Here is a 22,742-nt window from a genome sequence, read left to right as displayed (position 1 = left end):
CGATCTATGAAAACCGCATTAGCTATTGTTAATGCGGTTTTTTTATGTTTTTAAAGCCTCTGTACTGAGGCTTTTTTTATGCTTACGTGCGATTATTTTGGAGCCAGGCGAATGGCGCCATCCAAGCGAATAACTTCGCCGTTGAGCATATCGTTTTCAATAATGTGCTTGGCCAGTTTGGCGTAATCTTGTGGTGTGCCCAGGCGGCTAGGGAAGGGGACGCCTGCCGCCAGTGCATCTTGTACTTCTTGGGGCATGCCAAACAGCATGGGTGTGCCAAAAATACCTGGTGCAATGGTCATATTGCGAATGCCGTTGCGCGCCAGGTCACGTGCAATAGGCAGTGTCATGCCGACAATGCCACCTTTGGAAGCCGAGTAAGCGGCTTGGCCAATCTGTCCGTCATATGCTGCAACGCTGGCGGTGGAAATCAGTACACCACGCTCGCCTGTGGCTTCGGGGTCGTTCTTGCTCATGGCTTCTGCAGCCAGGCGGATCATGTTGAAGCTGCCGATAAGGTTTACCTGGATGACTTTTTGGTAAAGCGCCAAGTTGTGCGCCCCGTTTTTGCCCACGGTTTTTTCTGCAGGAGCAATACCGGCACAGTTCACCAAACCCATGAGTTTGCCATGTGCGGTAGCTCGCTGAATGACGGCTTGCCCATCGGCTTCGTTGCTGACATCGCATTTGACAAAGATACCTCCAATATCTTTGGCAACAGCTTGGCCTTTTTCTTCTTGCATATCGGCAATGACTACTGTGCCACCATTGGCTGCCAGCATACGGGCAGTGCCTTCGCCCAATCCTGATGCTCCCCCCGTCACAATGAAAACCTTGCCGTGTATATCCATGTCTGCTCCTTGATTTATCGTTGACGTAAACGTCAATTATGAAAGTACTGGTGTAGAAATGCCAGCCGTACAAAGAAGTACAGACGAAAAAAAACCCGGCTATGAAACCGGGTTTAAAAGGATCCGAGAAACGGGGGTTTCAAGAGGATCCAAGGAGACAACTGGGAACCAGAAAACTGGTCAATGTGTGTATTCTAGGGGAATACCCTAGACTGTGTCTAGCTTGTGGTTGTAAAAACCACAAAATATTAGGCTTTGTTACGAGAGGCAGGTGCTGCAGGAGCCGCTGCAGCAGTTTCAGTCACGGCTTTCAGGTTGGCTTCAGCCATGTCAGTTGCCTGCTTAACGGCTTTTTGCACGTTTTCAAAAGCGTTGTTGGCAGCAGATACCGCACTCTTCATAACCGCTACTGCAGTTTCAGAGCCTGCAGGAGCATTCTTGGCTGTGGACTCCACCAAATTGTTGAAGCCCTGCTGCAGCTCACCAGCCTTGGATTCAAAGACCTTGGTGACTTCTGCAGAAGTGCTGGTAGCAATGTTGTAGAGGTGGCGGTTGTAGGCGGCAGTCTTTTCAGCGAGGGGCTGGAAGAAACTTGTTTGCAATGCAAGCAGCTCTTGCGCATCCTTCACGTTCAGCAGGGCTTGGCTGTGGCTGGCGGCTTCGCTCAGGGCTGCACGCGATGCGGCCACATTCAATTCCACGATTTTTTCCACGCCCTCAAAGGCCTTGGTGGTCAGGCCAAAAAGTGTTTCGATGTTTGCTTTGTGTGCAGCAGCAATTTGTTCGGGTGTCAGTGCCATGGTGTCCTCCAAGTAAGAAAGGGGAGCTTAGGAATAGCAGCTGCACTTTTTCAAACATTTATGTTGCAGCGCAGCATGACCATATTCTTCATGAAGCATTGCTTTGGTGCAAGCAGTTTTTGTGCACTGCAGCAAAAAAGCCGATGAACGGCAAAAAAGACTTCTGCGAGTGGCTGAGCAGACCCAATCAGTCTTGCGTCATTTGTCTTTGAATGTCACGTGCATGAATGCGCCAGCAGGGACAGCACTTCACAATGGCGCAATGACTCAGATTGCAAAACCCGCTAACGGGCGGCCATCGCCGCAGCCGCGTAATGCTTTTCGCATGTTCCGTGATATCCCCACCCGCTGGTCAGACAACGATGTGTACGGCCATGTCAACAATGTCGTCTACTACAGCTGGTTCGATACGGCAGTGAATGCCTATCTGATTGAGCAGGGTGCCTTGGATATTCATGATGGCGAAACGATTGGATTGGTGATTGAAACCCAGTGCAACTATTTCAGCTCCCTGGCTTTTCCGCAGATGGTGCAGGCAGGTGTTCGGGTGAGCAAACTGGGCAACAGCAGCGTGCGCTATGAGATTGGCTTGTTCGCGCAGGGAGAGCCGTTGTCTGCGGCTATAGGGCATTTTGTGCATGTCTACGTAGACAAAGCAACGCGTAGACCTGTAGCAGCATTGCCCGTGGCATTGCGCGCGGCCTTGGAGCCTTTGGCGATAACGCTGCCATAAACTGGTTTTTTATAGCGCATGGAGCTTGTAAAGCAAGGCAACGAACGGCTTTCTGCGTGCAAAGTTAGCCCTTCAGATGCTGTGCTTTGACCTACACTGTGCGTTTCTTCTCCAGCTGGCCTGCTTGCCATGATCATTACCAGTTTGCTTGACACCGATCTGTATAAGTTCACCATGATGCAGGCAGTGCTGCACCAGTTTCCAGGTGCGCAGGTGGAATACAAATTCAAATGTCGCAACCCAGGCGTGAAATTAGCGCCTTTTGTGCATGAAATCCGCGAAGAAATCCGTGCCTTGTGCCAGTTGCAGTTTCAGCCAGCCGAGCTGGAATATCTGCGATCGCTGCGTTTTATCAAAAGCGACTTTGTCGATTTCCTAAGCCTGTTCAAGCTCAACGAGAAGTACATCACCATTGCACCGCTGGAAAACGGGGAAATAGAGATCAACATAAGTGGCCCTTGGCTGCATGTGATTCCCTTTGAGATTCCAGTACTGGCCATCGTCAATGAGGTGTATTTCCGCAATACACAGCCGGTGCCCGATTTTCTGGAAGGCCGCCGTCGGCTGGAAGAGAAAATTCAGCTCTTGCGCGGTGACACGTTGGAAGGCTTGAAGATTGCGGACTACGGCACACGTCGTCGCTTCAGTCGTGCCTGGCACGAGGAAGTGCTGCGCGTGCTGTGTGCCAAGCTGGGGACGGGCAAAAAACGTCCTGCGCCAGGGCATGGTCCTGGGCAATTTGCCGGCACCAGCAATGTGCTGTACGCCATGCGCTTGGGGATTACTCCGTTGGGGACGATGGCACACGAATTTTTGCAGGCTTGCCAGGCACTGGGCCCGCGTTTGCGTGACAGCCAGGTGTTTGGTCTGGAAACCTGGGCCAAGGAATATCGCGGGGATCTGGGCATTGCCTTGTCGGATGTCTATGGAATGACAGCTTTCCTACGTGACTTTGACCTGTATTTCTGCAAACTCTTTGACGGTGCACGCCACGATAGCGGTGATCCATTTGTGTGGGGAGAGCGCTTGCTTGAGCATTACCGCCGCAACCGGGTTGATCCGCTGAACAAAACATTGATTTTCAGTGATGCCTTGACCATCCCGCGCACGATTGAGCTGTATCAGCGCTTTCATGGTCGCTGTCAGCTGGCGTTTGGTATTGGCACGAATCTGACCAATGACCTAGGCTACGAACCTTTGCAGGTGGTAATCAAGATGACGCGCTGCAACGACCAGCCGGTGGCCAAACTCTCGGACACACCCGGCAAGAGCATGTGTGAAGACAAAAAGTATCTGGCGTATCTGCGCCAGGTGTTTGAGATTCCTGAGGAGACAGTTGCATGAAATTACTGCGATCTGCTGGGGTAGCTGGCCTGGTGGCAGCACTGCCCGCTCTAGCGCAAGCTGCGGAGCTCGATGGCGCGAGTTTGAGCCTTTGGTGGGCAGTGCCTTTTGCCGGATTGCTGCTGTCGATTGCCTTGATGCCTCTGCTGGCTCCCAGTTTTTGGCACCACCACTTTGGCAAGGTGACGGCAGCGTGGTCACTGGCTTTTCTGATACCTCTGGTGCTCAGCTTTGGGGTGGGTGGCGCGGTGGTGAACTTTGTGCATGCGCTGCTGGCGGAATATCTGCCGTTTGTGATCTTGCTCACGGCCTTGTATGTGGTGGCCGGCGGTATTTATATCCGCGGCTCTCTGACTGGTACACCGGCGCTGAATACGGCCATTTTGGCGATCGGCGCGGTATTGGCGAGCTTCATGGGCACCACAGGGGCTTCCATGCTGCTGATTCGCCCGTTGATTCGCGCCAATGCGCACCGCTCACGTGTGGTGCATATTGTGGTTTTCTTCATCTTCATTGTCTCGAATGCAGGGGGCTCGCTTACTCCACTGGGCGATCCACCGCTGTTTCTGGGCTTTTTGAAGGGTGTGGACTTTAGCTGGACCCTGTTGCACATCTGGCCTCAGGCGCTTTTCCTGGTGGGAAGTTTATTGCTGATCTTCTTTGTGCTTGACACCTGGATGAGCAAGAACGACAAAAACCAGTTGTCTGTGCAGGTGAGTGATCAAGCACGCGAAGCGATTGGTTTCGATGGCAAGCTTAACTTCGTGTGGCTTGCCATAGTTGTGGGATTGGTGCTGCTGAGTGGTATGTGGAAGAGTGATGTGGTTTTCAACATCGCGGGCACCGAGGTGGGGTTACCTGGTTTGGTGCGTGACGTAGGGCTGGTTGCTGTTGCCTTGATGTCATTGGCGATGACTCCCAAAGAAGTGCATACCAACAACCAGTTCGGATGGGGCCCCATGCAAGAAGTCGCAAAATTGTTTGCAGGCATTTTCTTGACCATCATCCCAGTGATTGCAATGCTCAAGGCAGGTGTGGATGGTCCATTTGCTGCCATTGTCCGCGCAGTCACCAATCCTGACGGTACACCCAACACGGCCATGTACTTCTGGGCCACAGGCGCCTTGTCCTCTTTTCTGGACAACGCGCCGACCTATCTGGTGTTCTTCAACACTGCCGGAGGGGACCCGCTGGTGCTGATGACCACGCTGGCACCCACATTGGTGGCCATCTCGGCGGGTGCTGTGTTCATGGGGGCCAATTCATACATTGGCAATGCACCGAATTTGATGGTGAAGGCCATTGCTGAAGACCGTGGTGTAGCAATGCCCAGCTTTTTTGGCTACATGCTCTGGTCGGCTGGCATTCTGGTGCCGCTGTTTGTGGTGATGACTTTAATTTGGTTCTAATGTAATGAGCAAACCTCATATCCTGATTGCCCGTGCCATCGACCCGCAAGTGATGGCCTTCTTGGAGCAGCACTGTGAGGTGCGCATCAACAAAACTGATGCAGTGTGGAGCCCTGCGGAACTTGTGGAGCAGCTCCAAGGCATGGATGGCGTGCTGACCACGGGAACCGAGCGCGTGGATGCAGCCTTGCTGGCAGCTTGCCCGCAGCTCAAAGTCGTGGCCAATATGGCAGTGGGCTACAACAACCTTGATGTGCATGCCATGTCTGCTGCTGGGGTACAGGGCACGAATGCCCCGGATGTTCTGACAGAAACCACCGCCGATTTTGGTTTTGCACTGTTGATGGCGACTGCTCGCCGAGTCACTGAGAGTGAGCACTATCTGCGTTCCGGGCAATGGACCAAGTGGAGCTACGACATGTTTGCTGGCGCTGAAGTGCATGGCAGCACGCTGGGCATCATTGGAATGGGACGTATTGGGCAGGGCATTGCCAAGCGCGGCGCTCATGGCTTTGGCATGAAAGTGGTCTATCACAACCGATCGCGCTTGAGCACCACTTTGGAGGCCGAGTGCAAGGCCACTTACGTCAGCAAAGAAGAGTTGCTGCGCACAGCCGACCATGTGGTGCTGGTGTTGCCTTATACGCAGCAAAATCACCACACCATAGGTGCTGCTGAGTTGGCGCTGATGAAGCCCACTGCCACACTCATCAACATTGCGCGCGGTGGTATTGTGGACGATGCCGCCTTGGCACAGGCGCTCAAGGCCAGGCGCATTGCTGCAGCGGGTCTGGATGTATTTGAAGGTGAACCCGCGGTTCATCCGGAGTTGCTCACGGTGCCCAATGTGGTGTTGACACCGCATATTGCCAGTGCCACCGTGGCTACGCGCCGTGCCATGGGCAAGCTGGCGGCAGATAACCTGGTGGCGGTGTTGGGCGGACAAGAGCCATTGACACCGGTGAATACACCGGATGCGTCAGCACGTGCGCAGCGCTGGAATACATTGTTGTAGCTAGTAAGGTATGTGGTGAAGGAGTGAGCGTGGATTGGATGCCCTGGTTGCTGCTGGCTGTGCTGTTGCTGATGTTGGTGCTGCAGCTTGTGTTGTGGCTCAAGCCACGGTGTGCGCCAGCGGATCTGGATTTGCTGGAGCGCCTGGAACACTTGGAGCGTGCTTTGCAGCTTACCCAAATATCGGTTGCAAAAAGCGATGGCGCAATGACCGGCATGGGGCAGCAAGTACAAGGTCTGGTGCACACGCTAAGCCACAATCAGACGACAGCGGCGGACAGCTTGCGCCAGCTGGTTGATGGTCATATGGAGCGGCAACTGACTGAAACACGTCTGAGCCGGCAGGAGTTGCAGCAGCACTTCACGCAGATGCAGCAGGCACTGGCACAACAGCTTCAGCGCCTCAACCATGACAGCCTCCACACGGCCGAGCAGTTACGCGGCACGCTCAACGAACGTCTGGCCACTATCCAGGCCGACAACGCTGCCAAGCTGGAAGAAATGCGCCGTACCGTGGATGAAAAGCTGCATGCCACTTTGGAGCAGCGCCTTGGAGAGTCTTTCAAGTTGGTGAGTGATCGCCTCGAACAGGTGCACAAAGGCCTGGGAGAGATGCAGTCATTGGCAAGCAGTGTGGGTGATCTGAAGCGGGTGATGACCAATGTGAAGACGCGCGGCACCTGGGGCGAAGTGCAGCTGGGTGCCATCATCGACAACATACTCACACCAGACCAGTACGCACGCAATGTCAAAACCGTGCCAGGCAGCGATGAGCTGGTGGAATTTGCCATTCGCTTGCCGGGCCGTGACGATGAGCACCCCGTGTGGTTGCCAATTGATGCCAAATATCCGGTGGAACATCACCAACGCTTGCAAGATGCGCTGGACGCTGCGGACAAATTGGGTGTTATTGCTGCTGGAAATGCTTTGGAAGGGTCGATTCGTAATGAGGCCAAAAAAATTGCTTCCAAGTATGTGTCTCCACCATTCACCACGGACTTTGCGGTCATGTACCTGCCATCGGAAGGTTTGTTTGCGGAAGTAATGCGCCGTCCAGGGTTGGTCGAAGCAGTGCAAAATGACTGCCGCGTTGTCATTACCGGCCCCGCCAATCTTGCGGCCATGCTTAACAGTCTGCAAATGGGCTTCAAAACCCTGGCCATCGAGAAGCGCTCTTCGGAGGTGTGGGGCGTTCTTGGGCAGGTCAAGACCGAGTTTGCCAAATTTGGTGAAGTGGTGGAGGCAACGCGCAAATCCATTGATGCTGCTGCCAAGAAGTTCGAGCAAGTCGATGTGCGCACTCGTGCCATTCAACGCCGTTTGCGCACGGTGCAGGAACTACCCAGCGCAGCAGGTGCTGCCAGCTTGCAGCAACCACTGCCCCCAGGAAGTGCGCCCGCACAGTCCTTCGTGACAGCGGCTGACCCTGAGGACGATTGAAGCTTGTGACTTGGTCTTTGATGCGCCTGATCCTGGCGCAAATCTCTATCCACGCCTGTATGACAGGAATGCGCATGGCCACGCCTCTGCTGGCATTGCGCGAAGGCTATAGCCCTGCAGCAGTCGGCTTGCTGTTGGCACTGTTTGCATTGACGCAGGTTTTTTTGTCATTGCCAGCAGGGCGCTATGCGGATCGGCATGGCCTCAAACGGCCATTGGCAATCAGTGTCATTGTTGCCAGCCTGGGTGCAGCAACGGCGGTGGTGTTTCCAGTCTACCCAGTGCTGTGTTTTGCGGCTTTGTGCAGCGGTGGCGCATCGGGGGCCGCCATCATTGCCTTGCAGCGTCACGTGGGGCGCGAGGCGCATGACAAAGTCAGCCTGCGCAAGGTGTTTAGCTGGCTGGCCATTGGCCCAGCAATATCCAATTTTCTGGGGCCTTTTCTGGCAGGGTTGCTGATTGATTATGCGGGAGGGGAGGCCGCCAGCACCACGGGCTTCAGGGCTGCATTTTTGCTGCTGACCTTGTTGCCGCTGAGTGCCTGGTTCTGGGTGCGCACAGTGCAAGAGCGAAAACCAGAGCAGCAGCCTGCAGGGGCAAAGAAATCAGCAGCTTGGGACATGCTGCAAAACCAGGGTTTTCGCCGCTTGCTGCTGATGAACTGGGCGTTCTCTTCGTGCTGGGATGTCCACACTTTTGTGGTTCCCATTCTGGGCCATGAACGTGGTCTGTCGGCTTCGGTGATTGGTTCTATCCTGGGCGCATTTGCGATTGCTGCAGCAGCCATCCGCATGTTGATTCCATTGCTGTCTGAGCGTATCAGCGAATGGAAAGTGGTGTTAACAGCCATGCTGGGTGCTTGCGTGCTGTTTGCTGCCTACCCTTTGATGCCCAATGCCTGGGCGATGATGGCTTGCTCCATCCTGCTGGGCTTGGTATTGGGCTCGGTGCAGCCGATGGTGATGAGCATGATCCATCAGATCACACCTGCGCACCGTCAGGGCGAGGCCTTGGGCTTGCGCATGATGGCCATCAATGGTTCCAGCGTCATCATGCCTGTGCTTTTTGGCTCCATTGGTACAGTGGTAGGAGTATCGGCCTTGTTCTGGGCAGTGAGCGGCATTGTTGGAGCCTCGGCACGTTTGCCTTGGCTGTTGGGCAAAGAGGATCTCAGGCCAGAAACTGATGATGACCGGTGAATGGACCAGACTAGCGCAGATATCAAGACAAAAAAGCAGCCTAAAGGCTGCTTTTTAGACGGGGAGCATACCCTTGCTATTCGGGTAGCTGGTAGAAGTCGGTGATGATTTTCCAGGCCGCCTCTGGTGTGTCCACAAAGTGGAAAAGCTCCAGATCCTTGGCAGAAATCATGCCCTCTTCAACAAGCATCTCGAAGTTGTACAGCTTCTTCCAGAACTGGCTGTCGAACAAGATGATCGGCACTGGCTTGACCTTGGTGGTTTGCACCAGGGTGAGCACTTCAAACAACTCGTCCATGGTGCCAAAGCCGCCAGGGAACGTCACCAGAGCTTTGGCGCGCATCATGAAGTGCATTTTGCGCAGCGCAAAGTAGTGAAACTTGAAACTCAGCTCGGGTGTGATGTAACGGTTGCCCTGTTGCTCATGGGGCAGCAAGATATTCAGCCCCACATTGGCTGCGCCGGCTTCAAAGGCGCCACGGTTGGCGGCCTCCATGATGCCGGGACCACCGCCGGTGCAGATGTAGATGCGCTTGTCTTGCGGCTGGCGCTGGCTGTGTTCGGCCACCAGGCGTGCAAAGGCCCGGGCCTGTTCATAGCGCTGTGCATTGCGTACGTCTCGCTCAGCGGCACGGATTTGCAAAGCATCGCCATTGGCCTGCGCGGAGGCGAGGCGGGCCTGGGCGGTTTCAGCGTCGACAAAGCGCGCGCTGCCATATACCACCACAGTGTGCTCAATGCCGTGGGCTTCCTGGCCCAGATCCGGTTTGAGCAGCTCAAGCTGAAAGCGGATACCGCGCACTTCGCGGCGCGCGATGAATTCAGGGTCTGCAAATGCCAAACGGTAAGCATCCGGCAGCATAGGGTCAGATGCAACGGCTTCACGGGCGGTAGTGGGCACATCCAAGGGGGCCAACTCTTCTGCCAGCGAACGCTCGTGCAGGAATGTCTTTGCGTCCATAAATCTCCAAATGCACTATCACAGGGACAAGCTAGCGATCTTCGCAGATTGCAAGGTCTGATGGCGTGAAAAAGATGGTGGCGCTATGGTCTTAACGCAGCACATGCACGGTGTAAATCCCGGCGATGGTCAACAGTAGCGATGTGAACAGGTGTGTACCGGCCCATGCCAGAGCCATCCCCCAACGCTGCGCCTGCAACAAAGACACGACTTCAGCAGAAAAGCTGGAGAAGGTGGTCAGTCCTCCGAGAAAGCCTGTGATGATGGCCAGACGCCAGACAGGGTCCAGATGGGGGGACGCCTCCAGCCATGCGATCGCCAGCCCGATGCCGTAGCCACCAATGGCATTGGCGGCCAGAGTGCCCCAGGGCAAATGTCCTTGTGCGCTCAGCCACAGGCCCAACTGCCAGCGCAGCAATGCCCCGAGACTGGCCCCCGTGCAAATGGCAAAGACATGTGGAATAGTCATCGTAGGAGGTGGAAAGTGCTAGCTTGCGTCAGGGTTTGTCAATTCTTCACCGGCTCCGCAGTGTCCTCGGGCACTTCTTCGGGCTGCGGTTCGTTGGGCACGATACGGCTGATGCTTGGAGGCACATCCCGGCCTGCACGGCGTGCTCGGAAAAGGGCTGCGCGCATCAGGAAGATGGTGGTGATGGGCACGGTCACCGCAATGAAGATGGCAATCAGCAGCGCGTGCAAGGCCAAACCTTTACCGGTGGCGCTAAAGAACACGAAGGTGGCCCACATGATCAGCCAGCAGCCCATGGTGGCAACAATGGAGGGAGCATGCACGCGCTCAAAATAGCTTTTCAGACGCATCAGCCCCATGGAACCCAGCAGCGCAATGATGGAGCCGCCGAGCACCAGAGCAGCTATCAATACCTCAGCCCACAGTGGTAGTTCAACTTCATTCATTCGATCACCTCGCCGCGCAGCAGGAATTTGGCCATGGCCGTGGAGCTCACGCAACCAAACAAGGCGATCAGCAAGGCCGCCTCAAAATACATGGAGGAGCTGTACAGAATGCCCAGCACCAGCATGGCCAGCATTCCGTTGATGTACATGCAGTCCAGTGCCAGCACACGGTCTTGCGCAGAGGGTCCTTTGAGCAAGCGGGTCAGTGCGCAAGCCATGCCCAGCACCAGGAAAAAGAGGGCCAGCGACAAGACCCAGATCAGCCATTGACTCATTCGAAAATCTCCATCAGTGGGCGCTCGTACTTGGTCTTGACGTGTTCGACCACTTGTTGCGGATCACCAACTTCAAGCACATGCATGAGCAGCACAGTGCGGTCTCGCGAAATTTCGGCCCAGGCCGTACCCGGCGTGATGCAGATGATCATCGCCAGTACTGCCAGAGCATTCGGGTCTTTGACTTCCAGTGGCACGTGCACAAATGCAGCCGGATGTCTGCGCAGCTTAGGGAAAAGTAAAAAGCGCACGACCTGGAAATTGGAGATCGATGTATCGACCACCACGTTGAAAAAGAGTTTCAAGATGGTCCACGGATGGCGCACACGGACAGGCAATGGACGCAGCCCACGAGTAAGCACAGGGATCAGCAGACCCAATATGGCACCCAGAACGATATGCCCCTTGCTGTAGGAGTGGTTCAGCAACAGCCACAGCACAAACAGGGCTGCCGAAAGCAGTGGTGCGGGAAAGAGCAGCTTCATCATGGCTGGCTCTCCTGTGCAGCCGGAGTTGCCGTACTGGCCGGTCCGGCCGTTGGGTTGGGAATGGGCTGTGTATCCATGACTGCTTGAATATAGGTACTGGGTGCATGCAAGGCATTGGCTGCATCTTGGGTGTATTGCATGACGGCGTCTGCTTTAACGGTGAGCACAATGCACAGCGCCATCAGGCCTGCAATGGGCAAACCTTCCGAGATGCGCAGCTCTGGCGTGCCACGCTCATGGGTAGCCCAGAAATGGCGGATGCCAGCGCGGGTCAGCGCAATCAGGGCCAGCAAGCCAGTGCCAATCATCAATGCCATCAGCACCCAACCCCACTGACCAGCTTGATAGCCCGCAGACTGGCCCAGACCCACAGGGTTGATCAGGTTGCTGAGCATCGCGAACTTGCCAATAAAGCCGGACAGCGGCGGCAGACCTGTCACGACCAGGGTACACATGATGAAGGCCAGGCCCAGGAATGCCGCTGAAGCAGGAATGGCACGGCCAATCAGCACTTGTTCGTTCTCGTCCAGATTGAGGCTTTGCGTGGGTACCAGTTCCGAATTGAGGAAAGGTGCTTCTTCGTCATCGATGTCGACATTTCCGTCATTGCGCCAACGATCCATGATATCTGCCAGCAGGAACAAGATGGCGACGGCCAGTGTTGAACTGGGCAGGTAATACAGCAGTCCTGCCGTGAGCATGTTCTGACCAAAACCGATGGCTGCAAGCAAGGTGCCGGAAGACAGGATCGCTGCGTAGCCAGCCAGGTGTGTCAGGCGCGTGGCGGCCAGGGTTCCGATACCGCCAAACACCATGGTGACCATGCCACCGACAATCAGCCACATGGAACCAAACAGGGCAGAGTCCCCGGCCTCGCTGGAAAACATCAGTGTCCACAGGCGCAGGATGGTGTAGACGCCGACCTTGGTCATCAGAGCAAACAGCGCGCCCACTGGTGCAGTGGCAGCGCTGTAAGCGGACACCAGCCAGAAGTTCAAAGGCCATACCGCTGCTTTGATCAAGAATGCGGTGGCCAATACACCTGCCGCCGTATGAAGCAGGCCACGATCGGCTGCAGACACCTCTGGAATGGCCTGAGCCAAGTCTGCCATGTTCAATGTGCCGGTAATTCCGTACAGCATCGACACACCAATCAGGAATAAGGAAGAGGCGGCGAGATTGATGGCGATGTAGTGCAGACCAGACTGCACACGTTGGCGACCAGAACCATGCAGCAGCAAGCCGTAAGAGGCAGCCAGCATGATTTCAAAAAAGACAAACAGGTTGAACAGGTCGGCTGTCAGGAATGCACCGGACAGACCCATCAACTGCAGCTGAAACAGCGGATGGAAGTGCACACCAGCCTTGTGCCAGCGCGCGGTGGCAAACAGGCTGGAAGCCAGGGCAATGCTGTAGGTCAGCACCAGCATGAGCGCGGTGAGACGATCCACAGCCAGCACAATGCCAAATGGGGCTTGCCAGTTGCCGGGCAGGTAGACTCCCATGGTGGTGTTGGAGCCTGATTGGTCTGCCCACAGCAGCAAGGCAATTGCAACCAGCAGGCCCACCAGGGTTGCGCCGGCATTCATCACCATCTTCATTTTTTGCTGCTCTTCTTTGAGCAGCAACATGAGGGCAGACGTCAACATGGGCAGCACAATCGGTGCAAGCATGAGGTGTGGCATCAGCGATGCCAGCCATTCAAGAATCAAGCTCATGGCATCTCCTGCACATCACGTGCTTTGATGCCATCCACATGGTCGGTGCCAGACATGCCGCGTGAAGCCAGCAATACAACCAGGAACAATGCCGTCATCGCAAAGCCAATCACGATGGCAGTCAATACCAGCGCTTGGGGCATGGGGTCGGCGTAATGTGCCAGGGTTTCGGGAATACCAGGGCGCAGCACGGGCTCTTTGTCGATGGCAAGGCCTTCACGTCCCATGCTGAAGATGAACAGATTGACTGCGTAAGACAGCAAAGATAGTCCTACGATCACTTGAAATGTGCGTGGGCGAAGCAACAGCCAGACGCCGGAGCCTGCCAGTACGCCAATGGCGATAGCCAGTACGGTTTCCATTAGCGGGCTCCTTCCTGAGCATCTTGCTCTTCTTGTATGCGTGCGTGGTAGCGGTGGCCGCGCACCGACTGGTGGGCAATGGCCGTCAAGATCAGCAGGGTAGAACCCACAACCAAGGTAAAGACTCCAATGTCAAAGAAAGTGGCGCTGGCGAGGTGAATTTGTCCAATCCACGGCAGAGCGAAATGGAAGGTGTGGCTCGTCATGAACGGGTAGCCCACCACGATGGAGCCCAGGCCTGTCAGGATGGCGAACAGCAGGCCAAAGCCAATCCAGCGCCTTGGGAACAGTGGCATGTGGGCTTCCACCCAGTGCGTGCCGGAGATGATGTACTGCAGCAGCAAGGCCACAGAGAACACCAAGCCTGCTACAAAGCCGCCGCCGGGTTCGTTGTGGCCGCGCATGAACAGGTAGATAGACACCAAAGTGGCAAACGGCAACAGCAGGCGCACCAGTACCGCAGGCACCATCAGATAGCCCACAGCAGAGTCTGCAGCATGGCGTGGGTTGATGAGGTCGGTCTGCAAGTCACCTGGAATGAAGCGTTGCTGCTCTGGAATGTCCATGGTTTCGCGCGCAGGGCGGAAGCGGCGCAACAAGGCATATACCGTGAGAGCAACGATGCCAAGCACCACAATCTCACCAAAGGTGTCAAAACCGCGGAAGTCCACCAGCATCACGTTGACCACGTTGGTGCCGCCACCTTCGGTCAGGGCGCGCTCCAGGAAGAAGGTGGACGTGGATTCAGGGAAGGGTCGACTCATCATGGCAAAAGCCAGCCAGCCTACGCCACCACCAGCAGCCAGCGCGATCAGCAGGTCGCGTACACGGCGCGCACGGGCCGAGAGCTCGGTGGAAAGCGCTGGAATACGGAGGCTCTTGTCTCGTTTGGGCAGCCAGCGCAGGCCCAGCAAGATCAGCACGGTGGTGACCACTTCGACCACCAACTGAGTCAGCGCCAGGTCGGGCGCGGAGAACCACAAGAAGGTGATGCAGGTGCACAGACCTGCACCGCCCAGCATGATCAACGCTGCCATCCGGTGGTACTTGGCTTTCCACGCCGCACCCAAAGCGCACAGGCCACCCAGAGTCCATAGCAGCACGAAAGCAGGAGACAGAGGCAAATTGGCACGGTTGCCGAGGTCCAGACCACGAATCCATAGTGGCAGAACACCTGCGCCCAGGGCAACGAGCACCAGCCAAAGCATTTGCCACTGCAGATGTTGAGTGCTGAGCAGGCGGCGTGTATTGCGCGCCAGCAGGCTCAAGCGAGCGATGACATTTTCAAAGATGCGTTGTCCGTCAATTGCGAACAGTGTGGAAAGTGCATCGCTGAGCACATCCTGCTTGCGCAGCCAGCGCAATACTGCGTACAGAATCACGCCACCAATCAGGGCTACCACACTCATGATCAACGGAGTGTTGATGCCATGCCAGACGGCCAGGCTGAAATGTGGCAGATTGCCTCCAACGACAGGCAATGCTGCAGCGTTCAGGAAGTCGCCCACAGCCCATGCGGGGAAGATGCCTACCAGCAGGCAAATCAGTACCAGCAATTCCACCGGGACACGCATCCAGTGCGGAGGTTCGTGCGGTTTGCGAGGCAGGTCGGTGGCTTTGGGGCCAAAGTAAACGTCGACAGTAAAGAACAGCGAATAGGCAACGCTGAACATGCCGGCAATCGTTGCGGCCAGCGGCAGCACAATGCTCACCCAGTGGTCAGCATCCACAAAGACGGTCTCGGCAAAGAACATTTCTTTGGACAGGAAACCGTTGAGCAAGGGCACACCAGCCATAGCGGCGCTGGCCACGCAAGCCAAGGTGGCGGTCACCGGCATCATCTTGCGCAGGCCCGACAAGCGATCCATGTCACGCGTACCGCTTTCATGGTCCACGATACCGGCAGCCATGAACAGCGAAGCCTTGAAGGTTGCGTGGTTCATGATGTGGAACACGGCGGCTACCGCTGCCAGGGGACTGTTCAGACCCAAAAGCAAGGTGATCAGGCCCAGGTGTGAAATGGTGGAGTAAGCGAGCAAGCCTTTGAGGTCGCGCTGGAACATGGCAAAAAAGCCGCCCAGCAGCAAGGTGGTCACCCCTGCACCCCCGACCAGCCAGAACCATTCATTCGTACCCGATAGCACGGGCCACAGTCGCGCCAAGAGAAAGACACCTGCTTTGACCATGGTGGCTGAGTGCAGATAGGCAGATACTGGCGTCGGTGCAGCCATGGCATGGGGCAGCCAGAAGTGGAAAGGAAACTGTGCGCTTTTGGTGAGCGCGCCGAGCAGAATCAACACCAGCATGGGGGTGTACAGATCGTGCGCGCGCACCTGCGCACCAGCGGCCAAGACGTTCTCAAGGTCATAGCTGCCAACAATATGTCCCAGCATCAAGATGCCGGCGAACAGGCACAAACCTCCGGTTCCCGTGACGGTCAGCGCCATACGTGCGCCGCGACGTGCATCTTTGCGGTGGTGCCAGTAGCCAATCAGCAAGAATGAAAAGAGACTGGTCAGCTCCCAGAAAAATACCAGCTGGATGATGTTGCCGGAGAGCACAACCCCTGACATCGCCCCCATAAATGCCAGCAAAAAGGAGAAAAAGCGAGGAACCGGGTCTGCGGGCGACATGTAGTAGCGCGCATAAAGTACCACCAAGGAGCCTATGCCCAGCACCAGCATGCTGAAGATCCATGCGAATCCATCCATGCGCACCACGAAATTGAGGCCAAGAGCAGGTAACCAGACCAGTTCTTGGCGTATCACACCGCCATCTGCTATCTCTGGGAAAAACATCGCGGCTTGAATTGCACAGGCCAGCGCAATAATGCCTGCCAGGGTGGACTCGGTGTTCCGTGCATTGGCCGGCAAAACGGCGGCCAAGAGGCTGCCGATAAAGGGGAGAAGAATAAGAGAGATCAGGGGCATGAAGGCTGATTCAATAGGGCGGTGGTCTCTTGGATGCTATGAAAGCCTAAGCTGGCGAAGCGTATTTTCGACGCTCAGGAAGAAAAAAACCCGCCAACGGCGGGCGCTTTGTAAGCATAAAGGAGAAATTCAGCGCTTCTCTTGTTTTTTGCTGGCAGTTTGTGCGGGTTTTACGGATTTTTCATTGCCTGGTTTGGATTGGGTCACTGATTTGCCTGTTTGCTTGAAGGCTTGTCCATTCACGGTCATGCCTTGCGCAGACATCTGGCTTGCTTTGTTGTCAGCAATGCCACTGACTCGTGCAATCAGGTCATCCCAGCTTTTGAACGCACCCTGTTGACGGGCATCCAAAATGCGGCTTGCTGTAGCAGGGCCTATGCCTTTGATTGCCGTAAGGTCGGCGTGGCTAGCTTTGTTGATATCCACGGCCGCCACAATACCTGCGTAAAACAAAAAGGCCGCTGCAATTAATTTTTTCAGCATACGAAATTTCCCTCAGAAGCTTGGAGTTGATGTATGTGCACAAAGGTGCATATGCATGCTATGGAGCACTCCGTTGCAAGGGAATAAGGGTTGCAAATCAATCTGGTCATGCGGCGCTCAAGGGACTGATGGGCAAGCCACCAGCATGGGTACACGTTAGATTGATGGGTTGTCTGCTTTGCGCCCGTAACGTGCAGCAATCACGGCGGAGACCATCAATTGCATGGGGTGAAACAGCATGACGGGCAGCACCATGGGGCCTACCGCTGCAGCGGTGAATAGCACCTTGGCCATGGGAATGCCGCTGACCAGGCTTTTTTGCGCGCCACAAAACAAAATAGTGGCTTCATCTGCGGTGCTGAATCCGAAGCGTCGGCTTGCCCAGACGCACCAGCCCATAGAACAGGCCAGAAGCCCGGCGCAGACAGCAAACAGCGTCAACATGGCTGTCAATGGCATTTGTTGCCACAGACCTGCAACCACAGCGCCGCTGAACGCCGCGTAAACAACCAGCAAAATGGAGCCTTGGTCAATGATTTTGATTTTGCTGCCCAGGCGCTGTAACGTACCCTGGGTCCAGGGACGCAGCAAATGTCCCACTGCAAAGGGTAGCAGCAGCTGCAAAGCGATTTTTCCTACGGCTTCCAATGGATTGCCAGCACTGGCTGTATGAGAGAGCAGCAGGCCAACCAGTAGCGGGGTGAAAACAATGCCCATCAACGTGGATCCAGAGGCGCTACAAACTGCTGCTGGGATATTGCCTCGTGCCAGACCTGTTAGTGCGATTGCAGACTGCACGGTGGCGGGCAGTGCGCACAGAAAGAGTACGCCCAATACCAGTTCGTGAGGCAAGATTTGAGCCAGCAGCGGTTTCAGCAGCCAGCCTAGCAGCGGAAAGAATGCGAAGGTGGTGGCAGTGACCAGCAGGTGCAGCCGCCAGTGACCAATGCCTGCCAGGATAGCGGGGCGCGAAAGCTTGCTACCATGCAAAAAGAACAGCAGCACAATGACGAAGCTGGTGACTTTGTCTAGCACAACTGCAAACTGTCCAGAGGCAGGCAGCACACTGGCGAGCAGGACAGTGGCCGCAAGTGCAAGCGTGAAATTGTCGGGGCGAAAGCGTGCCAAGATACTCATGAATCGGTGAAGGCGCAAACAGCAGCAAAGTGCAAAAGATTTTTGAAAAAGGACTTAATTCTCGGCACAAACTGTCGATACAAGGGGTGTTCGTATTTTTGAAAGCATGCTCTTATGTTGCTAGTTAGCCCAACTTCCGCAGATTCTGCCCATGTGCATCCAGAGCGTTCCAGCATGTTTCAAATGCCAATTTTTAAGCCGGGTGTGCAGGTGATGGCAGGCAATCATCAGGAAACCGTCAGCCACGTGGTATTGCGTCGCAGAGAAATGATGGTGTATCTGGTGGGCAAGGACGAACCTGTCAAGCCTGAGCGTTTGAGTGTGGTGCCCACATGGTTTACGACCAAGCGTAGGCCGGAGAGCTTGAACTGGTATTTGTGAAGAGGGTACAAAAAAAGCTCCAGTGAGGAGCTTTTTATATCCATCAGGCTATGGTCTGGCTTGCCATGGCTTCGCCCAGACGTACCTGTGTAGTGGCTTGCCAGTGGGCGCTGAACTTCAAGTCACTTTTCGGGGTCAGCAGCACAATGGTCGAGCCAAGCAAGAAGCGCCCCATCTCTGCGCCTTGTTCGAGCCGGATGTCCTGTTCCATGTAATCCCACTCACGCACCTTGCCGGGACGGGGTGGGTTGACCACGCCATGCCACACGGTGGCCATGCTGCCAACGATGGTCGCCCCCACCAGCACCATGACGAACGGCCCCATAGGCCCTTCAAAGACGCAAACCACGCGTTCATTGCGGGCGAACAGTCCGGGAACTCCGCGTGCGGTGGTGGGGTTTACTGAAAACAGATCGCCTGGAACGTGAATCATGCGCAGCAATTTGCCCGCACAGGGCATGTGAATGCGGTGATAGTCACGTGGACTGAGATAAATCGTCGCAAAGTGGCCGTCCTGGAACTGTGCGGCCAGTTGAGCATCCCCTCCAACCAATGCCTGGGTGGAGTAGTGGTGGCCTTTGGCCTGGAAAATTTGATCGCCCTGGATGGCGCCAATCTGGCTGATTGCACCATCTACTGGGCATATCCATGGTGCTTGCGCCAATGGGCGGGCATCTGCTTTCAGCGCTCGGGTGAAAAAAGCGTTAAAGCTTGGATATGCCGCTGGGTCTGGGTTCGCTGCCTCCGACATATTCACTTGGTAGCGTTGGATGAACCAGCGAATCACCGCAGTGGTGCTGGAGCCGCCTTCCAGATTGGCGAGGTGGCCCATCAGCTGAGTCAGCGCTTGCTTGGGCAAAAGGTATTGGGGCAGAACCGAGAGGCGATCAGACACGAGTAATGTTTGGTAAGGGGCAAAAGAGATGATTCTATCGGCAGCGCCAACGGCTATCCTTGGGTGCCAAGCCAAGAAGTGCACAGGATCGGCACAATTGGTCAGCATATGCGCTGCGCGCTCCGTTGTGTGGAGGGTTTGCGCGAAGGTTTAGGTATTTATGGTGGACCCTCTGAAAGACACTCAAGCCAGCACGCTGGAAACCGGTCGGGCCCAGCTCAGTCGCTGGGGTTTGTGGCTGCGAAATTTTTTACCTGCTTCGGTGCGCATCGGCTATGCCGAGGCACTACGTATTTCAGTTGGCGTACTTATTGGCGTGTTGGTCACCGGCCTGCTCTCGCGTTGGTGGAGTGAGGGTGCCGTCAATATTTGGATGGTGTCTTCACTGGGGGCTAGTGCGGTATTGCTATTTGGTATGCCCGCCAGTCCAATGGCGCAGCCTTGGCCTGTGCTTGTGGGTACTGTGCTCTCGGCACTGGTAGGGGCGGCTGTACAGGCAGTGATTGCGGATACCGCTGTGGCTTGTGCGGTTGCTGTGGGTCTTTCAGTGATGCTGATGGTGCCGCTGCGCTGCATGCATCCGCCGGGGGCAGGGTTTGCGGCCTATGTGGTGCTGGAGCACATCAATGGCGTGACCTTGGTGGCATTTCCGATTCTCTTTAATGTGGCAGTGCTGCTTGTGTGCGCGATGATCTATAACGCTATCACCGGCAAGCGCTATCCACATCCACAGCACAGCTTCAAGCGTGGCCTCGGTGGTGATGGCGATGGCAATGGGGTGTTTGCAGCGGAGGATCTGGATGCAGCACTCAAGCACTACAACCAGGTGCTGGACGTCAGTCGTGCCGATCTTGAGGGCTTGTTGCACATTGCAGGACGCTCTGCCTTCAATCGCAACTTCGGTAATTTGCGCTGTAAAGACATCATGTCCCAGCCTGTATTTGCGGTGGAGCCCGGTGTGTCGCAAAAAGAAGCCTGGGCCCTGATGCGGCAGGAGCGTGTCAAGGCGCTTCCCGTGGTGGATGCTGATGGTGTGGTGCAGGGCATGGTGAGCATCTCGGACTTTGTACGGGAAGCCACCATGGATGCGCCTGACGGAGTGGTGCAGCGTTTGCGCCATCTGGTGACAGGGCGCAATACACACAAGGCGAAAGTTCAAGCCTTGATGGAGGCTGAGCCTCAAACCGTGCAAGCGGATTGCTTGCTGGTGGATCTGGTGCCACTTTTCTCTGCGGGAGGGTGCCACCATTTGCCTGTCGTGGATGGACAGCAAAAACTTTTGGGAATCGTGACGCAAACAGATTTGATCCGGGCTCTGAGTGTGGCTATCAGTGTTCCCACACAGCGCTGAGGGCGGGCAGTGTTGTGCGTTGACGTCAGTCAAAGGCGATGTGAGCGAAATTTTTGTAGGTACAGGTCGGGCAAGTTTCCCCTCTTGCTGAAGCAAATTAAGCTTAGCGGCTACAATCAATGGTTATTTTTGTGGCTGACAGTGCTGCATTTTCTCCGTTGAGGCCCTCTGTTCGGTTTGCGCCGTGCGCAACCTTTCCCCGTCGTGTATGACGACGCATGCTTTGCCGCTGGCAATTTGCGCATGGGTTTGAAGCAAAGGCGCCGCAAGCAGATACCTACACTTTAAGAGTTGATTGAACATGGCAAAAGAAGAACTGATTGAAATGCAAGGCTCCGTGACTGAAGTGCTGCCAGATTCGCGCTTTCGCGTGACTTTGGAAAACGGTCACCAGCTGATTGCATACACTGGCGGCAAGATGCGCAAGCACCACATCCGTATCCTGGCAGGTGACAAGGTGTCGCTGGAAATGTCTCCCTACGACCTTACCAAGGGCCGCATCACATTCCGCCACTTGCCCAACCGCGGTCCGGCACCTGCTTCGCGCTGATTGCAGACGACTGTGGACAAAAAGACAAATTAATTTGTCTTTTTTGAAAAGCAGTCAAAAATTTGCATATAATCTAAGTCTTGTCGGAGCGTAGCGCAGCCTGGTAGCGCATCTGCTTTGGGAGCAGAGGGTCGCGAGTTCGAATCCCGCCGCTCCGACCAAAAGATTGAAGGGTTAGATCGAAAGATCTAACCCTTTTGTCGTTTTGAGGCTTGCTTGGCAAGTGTTTGCTGCTATCAAATAATTTTTATTATTTGAATTTCGGCGAAAAATTGGGCGTATAATTCACGCATTGTCGGAGCGTAGCGCAGCCTGGTAGCGCATCTGCTTTGGGAGCAGAGGGTCGCGAGTTCGAATCCCGCCGCTCCGACCAATTGATTCAAGGACTTAGCTGAGAAATTAGCTAAGTCCTTTTGTCTTTTCTGGGATGAGGGGTAAACAAGAAATTTGTTACTTGCGCCTTTGGAGCACACTTAGCTGTCCTTGAACGCCAACAGGCAGCATGTATTGATCGAAGGAAAGCTAAAGGCTGACTGCCATCGTTCAACTCAACAAGGTCAATGACTGTTGCTACCCGAGGCAGTCATTGCTCTGAGTCTTCACTCTAGATCTGTTCTATCTTTCAAAGCCTTCATTGAAAGCATGCTCAGGCCGAGTGACTGCTTTCATAGACTTCGAAGTAGCACTGTCGAGCCGTAACGGCTGTTCGTGACTCGGCGGCCAATGTCTGCTGCGCAGCGATTGCTGCCTGTTGAAGCCACGAAAGGAATGACTACTTTTTTGCTCTGCAGCCGTCTCTCAGTGAAAGTGATAAAACAACTCTACGAAGTCAGTAACCATCTTAAAACTCCGGTTGGTTCACTGTTTAATGCGGTTAGCTAGCTTACGTGAATTGAATCAGTGCACCAAGGTGACTTACGCAGGGGGCGTATTTTCCACTGAAAATAGGGCGGAATGCTTGAAATTGACTTGCTGAAGGACTATTACCAACTGCTTGAAGAGAAGCTGAAGCAGCTCGGTGTCGATGCGGATGGTTGGTCGGCGTAGACGTGCTTCATAGCGCTCTTTGGAAACAAGGGCAGGCAGGTTCCGCAGTGGCGCTACAGAGTGCATATCTCCTCTGAGCTAACTGAAAAGCTAAGCGCCGGCGTGGACTACAAAGAGCATCTCGATACCTTAATCGAGTGCTTTGAAGAGGGTAAGCCTATAGCGCCATATCTTTCAGCAGATATAAAGAGAGAAAGCCCGAGAAGCTGGACCCCTTCCTCATTCACTGGGGGCTAAATCACCTGCATGTAGTGCCCCCAGTCCTGCGGGAGGACGGCTTCTATGTGCGCAAACATACTCGCTGGCTGTTCTTCAACATCAAAGGCGACGACATTTACTTTGTAGATGTTCGGCCCCACACGAATTTGGAAATGTGCGACAACCGCATGTTCTTGTCTAACCAAGCAAAGCTACGCTCCACAATCCAGCGCTTTGGCATCACCTTAAACATACAAGCAG

Annotated in this window: 23 protein-coding genes and 2 tRNA genes; 12 read left to right on the top strand and 13 right to left on the bottom strand. The window is 55.0% G+C overall.

The window, feature by feature from the left end; all coding sequences use genetic code 11:
* Positions 1-92: 92 nt before the first annotated feature.
* Entirely contained in the window at positions 93-851 is a 759-nt protein-coding gene (locus QEP11_RS10200) for a 3-hydroxyacyl-CoA dehydrogenase (protein WP_284336542.1), read from the bottom strand.
* Between the two features lie 248 nt (positions 852-1,099).
* Positions 1,100-1,651, bottom strand: a complete 552-nt coding sequence (locus QEP11_RS10195; RefSeq protein WP_284336541.1) for a phasin family protein — start codon at positions 1,649-1,651, stop codon at positions 1,100-1,102.
* Between the two features lie 262 nt (positions 1,652-1,913).
* Here QEP11_RS10195 and QEP11_RS10190 point away from each other — a divergent pair, with 262 nt between their 5' ends.
* From QEP11_RS10190 to QEP11_RS10165, 6 genes are all read left to right on the top strand, one after another.
* Positions 1,914-2,384, top strand: coding sequence for an acyl-CoA thioesterase (locus QEP11_RS10190; RefSeq protein ID WP_349816770.1), 471 nt, complete (start codon positions 1,914-1,916; stop codon positions 2,382-2,384).
* A 129-nt stretch (positions 2,385-2,513) separates the two neighbouring features.
* Positions 2,514-3,728 (top strand): nicotinate phosphoribosyltransferase, encoded by a 1,215-nt coding sequence (gene pncB, locus QEP11_RS10185; protein WP_284336539.1) that lies wholly within the window; start codon positions 2,514-2,516, stop codon positions 3,726-3,728.
* Positions 3,725-5,137, top strand: coding sequence for a sodium:proton antiporter (locus QEP11_RS10180; protein WP_284336538.1), 1,413 nt, complete (start codon positions 3,725-3,727; stop codon positions 5,135-5,137). The genes pncB and QEP11_RS10180 overlap by 4 nt, the downstream gene beginning before the upstream one ends.
* Before the next feature lie 4 nt (positions 5,138-5,141).
* Positions 5,142-6,152 (top strand): 2-hydroxyacid dehydrogenase, encoded by a 1,011-nt coding sequence (locus QEP11_RS10175; protein ID WP_284336537.1) that lies wholly within the window; start codon positions 5,142-5,144, stop codon positions 6,150-6,152.
* Positions 6,153-6,190: 38 nt separating this feature from the next.
* A complete protein-coding gene (locus QEP11_RS10170) occupies positions 6,191-7,591 on the top strand; it encodes a DNA recombination protein RmuC (protein ID WP_413788715.1) in 1,401 nt (466 codons plus the stop codon).
* A gap of 20 nt (positions 7,592-7,611) precedes the next feature.
* Entirely contained in the window at positions 7,612-8,790 is a 1,179-nt protein-coding gene (locus QEP11_RS10165; RefSeq protein WP_413788714.1) for an MFS transporter, read from the top strand.
* Positions 8,791-8,866: 76 nt separating this feature from the next.
* On the opposite strand, the gene QEP11_RS10160 is transcribed toward QEP11_RS10165, so the two are convergent.
* The 10 genes from QEP11_RS10160 to QEP11_RS10115 form a co-directional block, all read right to left on the bottom strand.
* On the bottom strand, positions 8,867-9,751 hold the full coding sequence (locus QEP11_RS10160; protein WP_284336535.1) for an LOG family protein: 885 nt from the start codon (positions 9,749-9,751) through the stop codon (positions 8,867-8,869).
* A 91-nt stretch (positions 9,752-9,842) separates the two neighbouring features.
* Positions 9,843-10,220, bottom strand: coding sequence for a fluoride efflux transporter CrcB (crcB, locus tag QEP11_RS10155; protein ID WP_413788713.1), 378 nt, complete (start codon positions 10,218-10,220; stop codon positions 9,843-9,845).
* 38 nt (positions 10,221-10,258) lie between these two features.
* A complete protein-coding gene (locus tag QEP11_RS10150) occupies positions 10,259-10,666 on the bottom strand; it encodes a monovalent cation/H(+) antiporter subunit G (protein ID WP_284336534.1) in 408 nt (135 codons plus the stop codon).
* Positions 10,663-10,941 carry a K+/H+ antiporter subunit F gene (locus QEP11_RS10145; RefSeq protein ID WP_284336533.1) on the bottom strand — a complete coding sequence of 93 codons (279 nt, stop codon included), beginning with the start codon at positions 10,939-10,941 and terminating at the stop codon, positions 10,663-10,665. The genes QEP11_RS10150 and QEP11_RS10145 overlap by 4 nt, the downstream gene beginning before the upstream one ends.
* Positions 10,938-11,429: a Na+/H+ antiporter subunit E gene (locus QEP11_RS10140; protein ID WP_284336532.1), complete on the bottom strand. Its 492-nt coding sequence runs from the start codon at positions 11,427-11,429 to the stop codon at positions 10,938-10,940. The genes QEP11_RS10145 and QEP11_RS10140 overlap by 4 nt, the downstream gene beginning before the upstream one ends.
* A complete protein-coding gene (locus tag QEP11_RS10135) occupies positions 11,426-13,147 on the bottom strand; it encodes a monovalent cation/H+ antiporter subunit D (protein ID WP_284336531.1) in 1,722 nt (573 codons plus the stop codon). Before QEP11_RS10135 ends, QEP11_RS10140 begins: the two co-directional genes overlap by 4 nt.
* Positions 13,144-13,509 (bottom strand): Na+/H+ antiporter subunit C, encoded by a 366-nt coding sequence (locus tag QEP11_RS10130; protein WP_284336530.1) that lies wholly within the window; start codon positions 13,507-13,509, stop codon positions 13,144-13,146. The genes QEP11_RS10135 and QEP11_RS10130 overlap by 4 nt, the downstream gene beginning before the upstream one ends.
* Positions 13,509-16,439, bottom strand: coding sequence for a monovalent cation/H+ antiporter subunit A (locus QEP11_RS10125; RefSeq protein ID WP_284336529.1), 2,931 nt, complete (start codon positions 16,437-16,439; stop codon positions 13,509-13,511). The genes QEP11_RS10130 and QEP11_RS10125 overlap by 1 nt, the downstream gene beginning before the upstream one ends.
* A 129-nt stretch (positions 16,440-16,568) precedes the next feature.
* Positions 16,569-16,922 (bottom strand): ComEA family DNA-binding protein, encoded by a 354-nt coding sequence (locus QEP11_RS10120; protein ID WP_284336528.1) that lies wholly within the window; start codon positions 16,920-16,922, stop codon positions 16,569-16,571.
* Positions 16,923-17,078: 156 nt separating this feature from the next.
* On the bottom strand, positions 17,079-18,059 hold the full coding sequence (locus QEP11_RS10115; RefSeq protein ID WP_284336527.1) for a bile acid:sodium symporter family protein: 981 nt from the start codon (positions 18,057-18,059) through the stop codon (positions 17,079-17,081).
* Positions 18,060-18,242: 183 nt separating this feature from the next.
* Here QEP11_RS10115 and QEP11_RS10110 point away from each other — a divergent pair, with 183 nt between their 5' ends.
* Positions 18,243-18,440, top strand: coding sequence for a hypothetical protein (locus tag QEP11_RS10110; RefSeq protein ID WP_284336526.1), 198 nt, complete (start codon positions 18,243-18,245; stop codon positions 18,438-18,440).
* Between the two features lie 43 nt (positions 18,441-18,483).
* Here the strand turns inward: QEP11_RS10110 and asd are convergent, their stop codons facing one another.
* The gene (asd, locus tag QEP11_RS10105) at positions 18,484-19,335 is read right to left on the bottom strand and encodes an archaetidylserine decarboxylase (RefSeq protein ID WP_284336525.1); all 852 of its coding nucleotides are present in this window, start codon (positions 19,333-19,335) and stop codon (positions 18,484-18,486) included.
* Between the two features lie 160 nt (positions 19,336-19,495).
* Between asd and QEP11_RS10100 the strand changes: the two genes are divergently transcribed.
* The 5 genes from QEP11_RS10100 to QEP11_RS10080 form a co-directional block, all read left to right on the top strand.
* A complete protein-coding gene (locus QEP11_RS10100) occupies positions 19,496-20,686 on the top strand; it encodes an HPP family protein (RefSeq protein ID WP_284336524.1) in 1,191 nt (396 codons plus the stop codon).
* 301 nt (positions 20,687-20,987) lie between these two features.
* On the top strand, positions 20,988-21,236 hold the full coding sequence (gene infA / locus QEP11_RS10095; RefSeq protein ID WP_284336523.1) for a translation initiation factor IF-1: 249 nt from the start codon (positions 20,988-20,990) through the stop codon (positions 21,234-21,236).
* An 84-nt stretch (positions 21,237-21,320) separates the two neighbouring features.
* Positions 21,321-21,397 (top strand) — tRNA-Pro (locus QEP11_RS10090).
* 135 nt (positions 21,398-21,532) lie between these two features.
* Positions 21,533-21,609, top strand: a tRNA-Pro gene (locus QEP11_RS10085).
* Positions 21,610-22,534: 925 nt separating this feature from the next.
* The coding region (locus tag QEP11_RS10080) for a hypothetical protein (RefSeq protein WP_284336545.1) at positions 22,535-22,742 on the top strand (208 nt) is incomplete at its 3' end.

Source organism: Comamonas halotolerans, assembly GCF_030162935.1.
Taxonomy (GTDB): Bacteria; Pseudomonadota; Gammaproteobacteria; order Burkholderiales; family Burkholderiaceae_C; genus Comamonas; species Comamonas halotolerans.
The sequence above is the reverse complement of the archived record's forward strand: the minus strand, read 5'-3'. Positions and strand labels throughout refer to the sequence as shown.

Coding starts and splice junctions, on each gene's coding strand:
- pncB (WP_284336539.1), top strand. CDS start 2,514: ATGATCATTACCAGTTTGCTTGACACCGATCTGTATAAGTTCACCATG.
- QEP11_RS10100 (WP_284336524.1), top strand. CDS start 19,496: ATGGTGGACCCTCTGAAAGACACTCAAGCCAGCACGCTGGAAACCGGT.
- crcB (WP_413788713.1), bottom strand. CDS start 10,220: ATGACTATTCCACATGTCTTTGCCATTTGCACGGGGGCCAGTCTCGGG.
- QEP11_RS10140 (WP_284336532.1), bottom strand. CDS start 11,429: ATGATGAAGCTGCTCTTTCCCGCACCACTGCTTTCGGCAGCCCTGTTT.
- QEP11_RS10170 (WP_413788715.1), top strand. CDS start 6,191: ATGCCCTGGTTGCTGCTGGCTGTGCTGTTGCTGATGTTGGTGCTGCAG.
- QEP11_RS10145 (WP_284336533.1), bottom strand. CDS start 10,941: ATGAGTCAATGGCTGATCTGGGTCTTGTCGCTGGCCCTCTTTTTCCTG.
- QEP11_RS10165 (WP_413788714.1), top strand. CDS start 7,612: ATGCGCCTGATCCTGGCGCAAATCTCTATCCACGCCTGTATGACAGGA.
- QEP11_RS10190 (WP_349816770.1), top strand. CDS start 1,914: ATGACTCAGATTGCAAAACCCGCTAACGGGCGGCCATCGCCGCAGCCG.
- QEP11_RS10175 (WP_284336537.1), top strand. CDS start 5,142: ATGAGCAAACCTCATATCCTGATTGCCCGTGCCATCGACCCGCAAGTG.
- QEP11_RS10150 (WP_284336534.1), bottom strand. CDS start 10,666: ATGAATGAAGTTGAACTACCACTGTGGGCTGAGGTATTGATAGCTGCT.
- QEP11_RS10120 (WP_284336528.1), bottom strand. CDS start 16,922: ATGCTGAAAAAATTAATTGCAGCGGCCTTTTTGTTTTACGCAGGTATT.
- QEP11_RS10200 (WP_284336542.1), bottom strand. CDS start 851: ATGGATATACACGGCAAGGTTTTCATTGTGACGGGGGGAGCATCAGGA.
- QEP11_RS10195 (WP_284336541.1), bottom strand. CDS start 1,651: ATGGCACTGACACCCGAACAAATTGCTGCTGCACACAAAGCAAACATC.
- QEP11_RS10135 (WP_284336531.1), bottom strand. CDS start 13,147: ATGAGCTTGATTCTTGAATGGCTGGCATCGCTGATGCCACACCTCATG.
- QEP11_RS10125 (WP_284336529.1), bottom strand. CDS start 16,439: ATGCCCCTGATCTCTCTTATTCTTCTCCCCTTTATCGGCAGCCTCTTG.
- QEP11_RS10115 (WP_284336527.1), bottom strand. CDS start 18,059: ATGAGTATCTTGGCACGCTTTCGCCCCGACAATTTCACGCTTGCACTT.
- QEP11_RS10160 (WP_284336535.1), bottom strand. CDS start 9,751: ATGGACGCAAAGACATTCCTGCACGAGCGTTCGCTGGCAGAAGAGTTG.
- QEP11_RS10130 (WP_284336530.1), bottom strand. CDS start 13,509: ATGGAAACCGTACTGGCTATCGCCATTGGCGTACTGGCAGGCTCCGGC.
- QEP11_RS10110 (WP_284336526.1), top strand. CDS start 18,243: ATGCCAATTTTTAAGCCGGGTGTGCAGGTGATGGCAGGCAATCATCAG.
- infA (WP_284336523.1), top strand. CDS start 20,988: ATGGCAAAAGAAGAACTGATTGAAATGCAAGGCTCCGTGACTGAAGTG.
- QEP11_RS10180 (WP_284336538.1), top strand. CDS start 3,725: ATGAAATTACTGCGATCTGCTGGGGTAGCTGGCCTGGTGGCAGCACTG.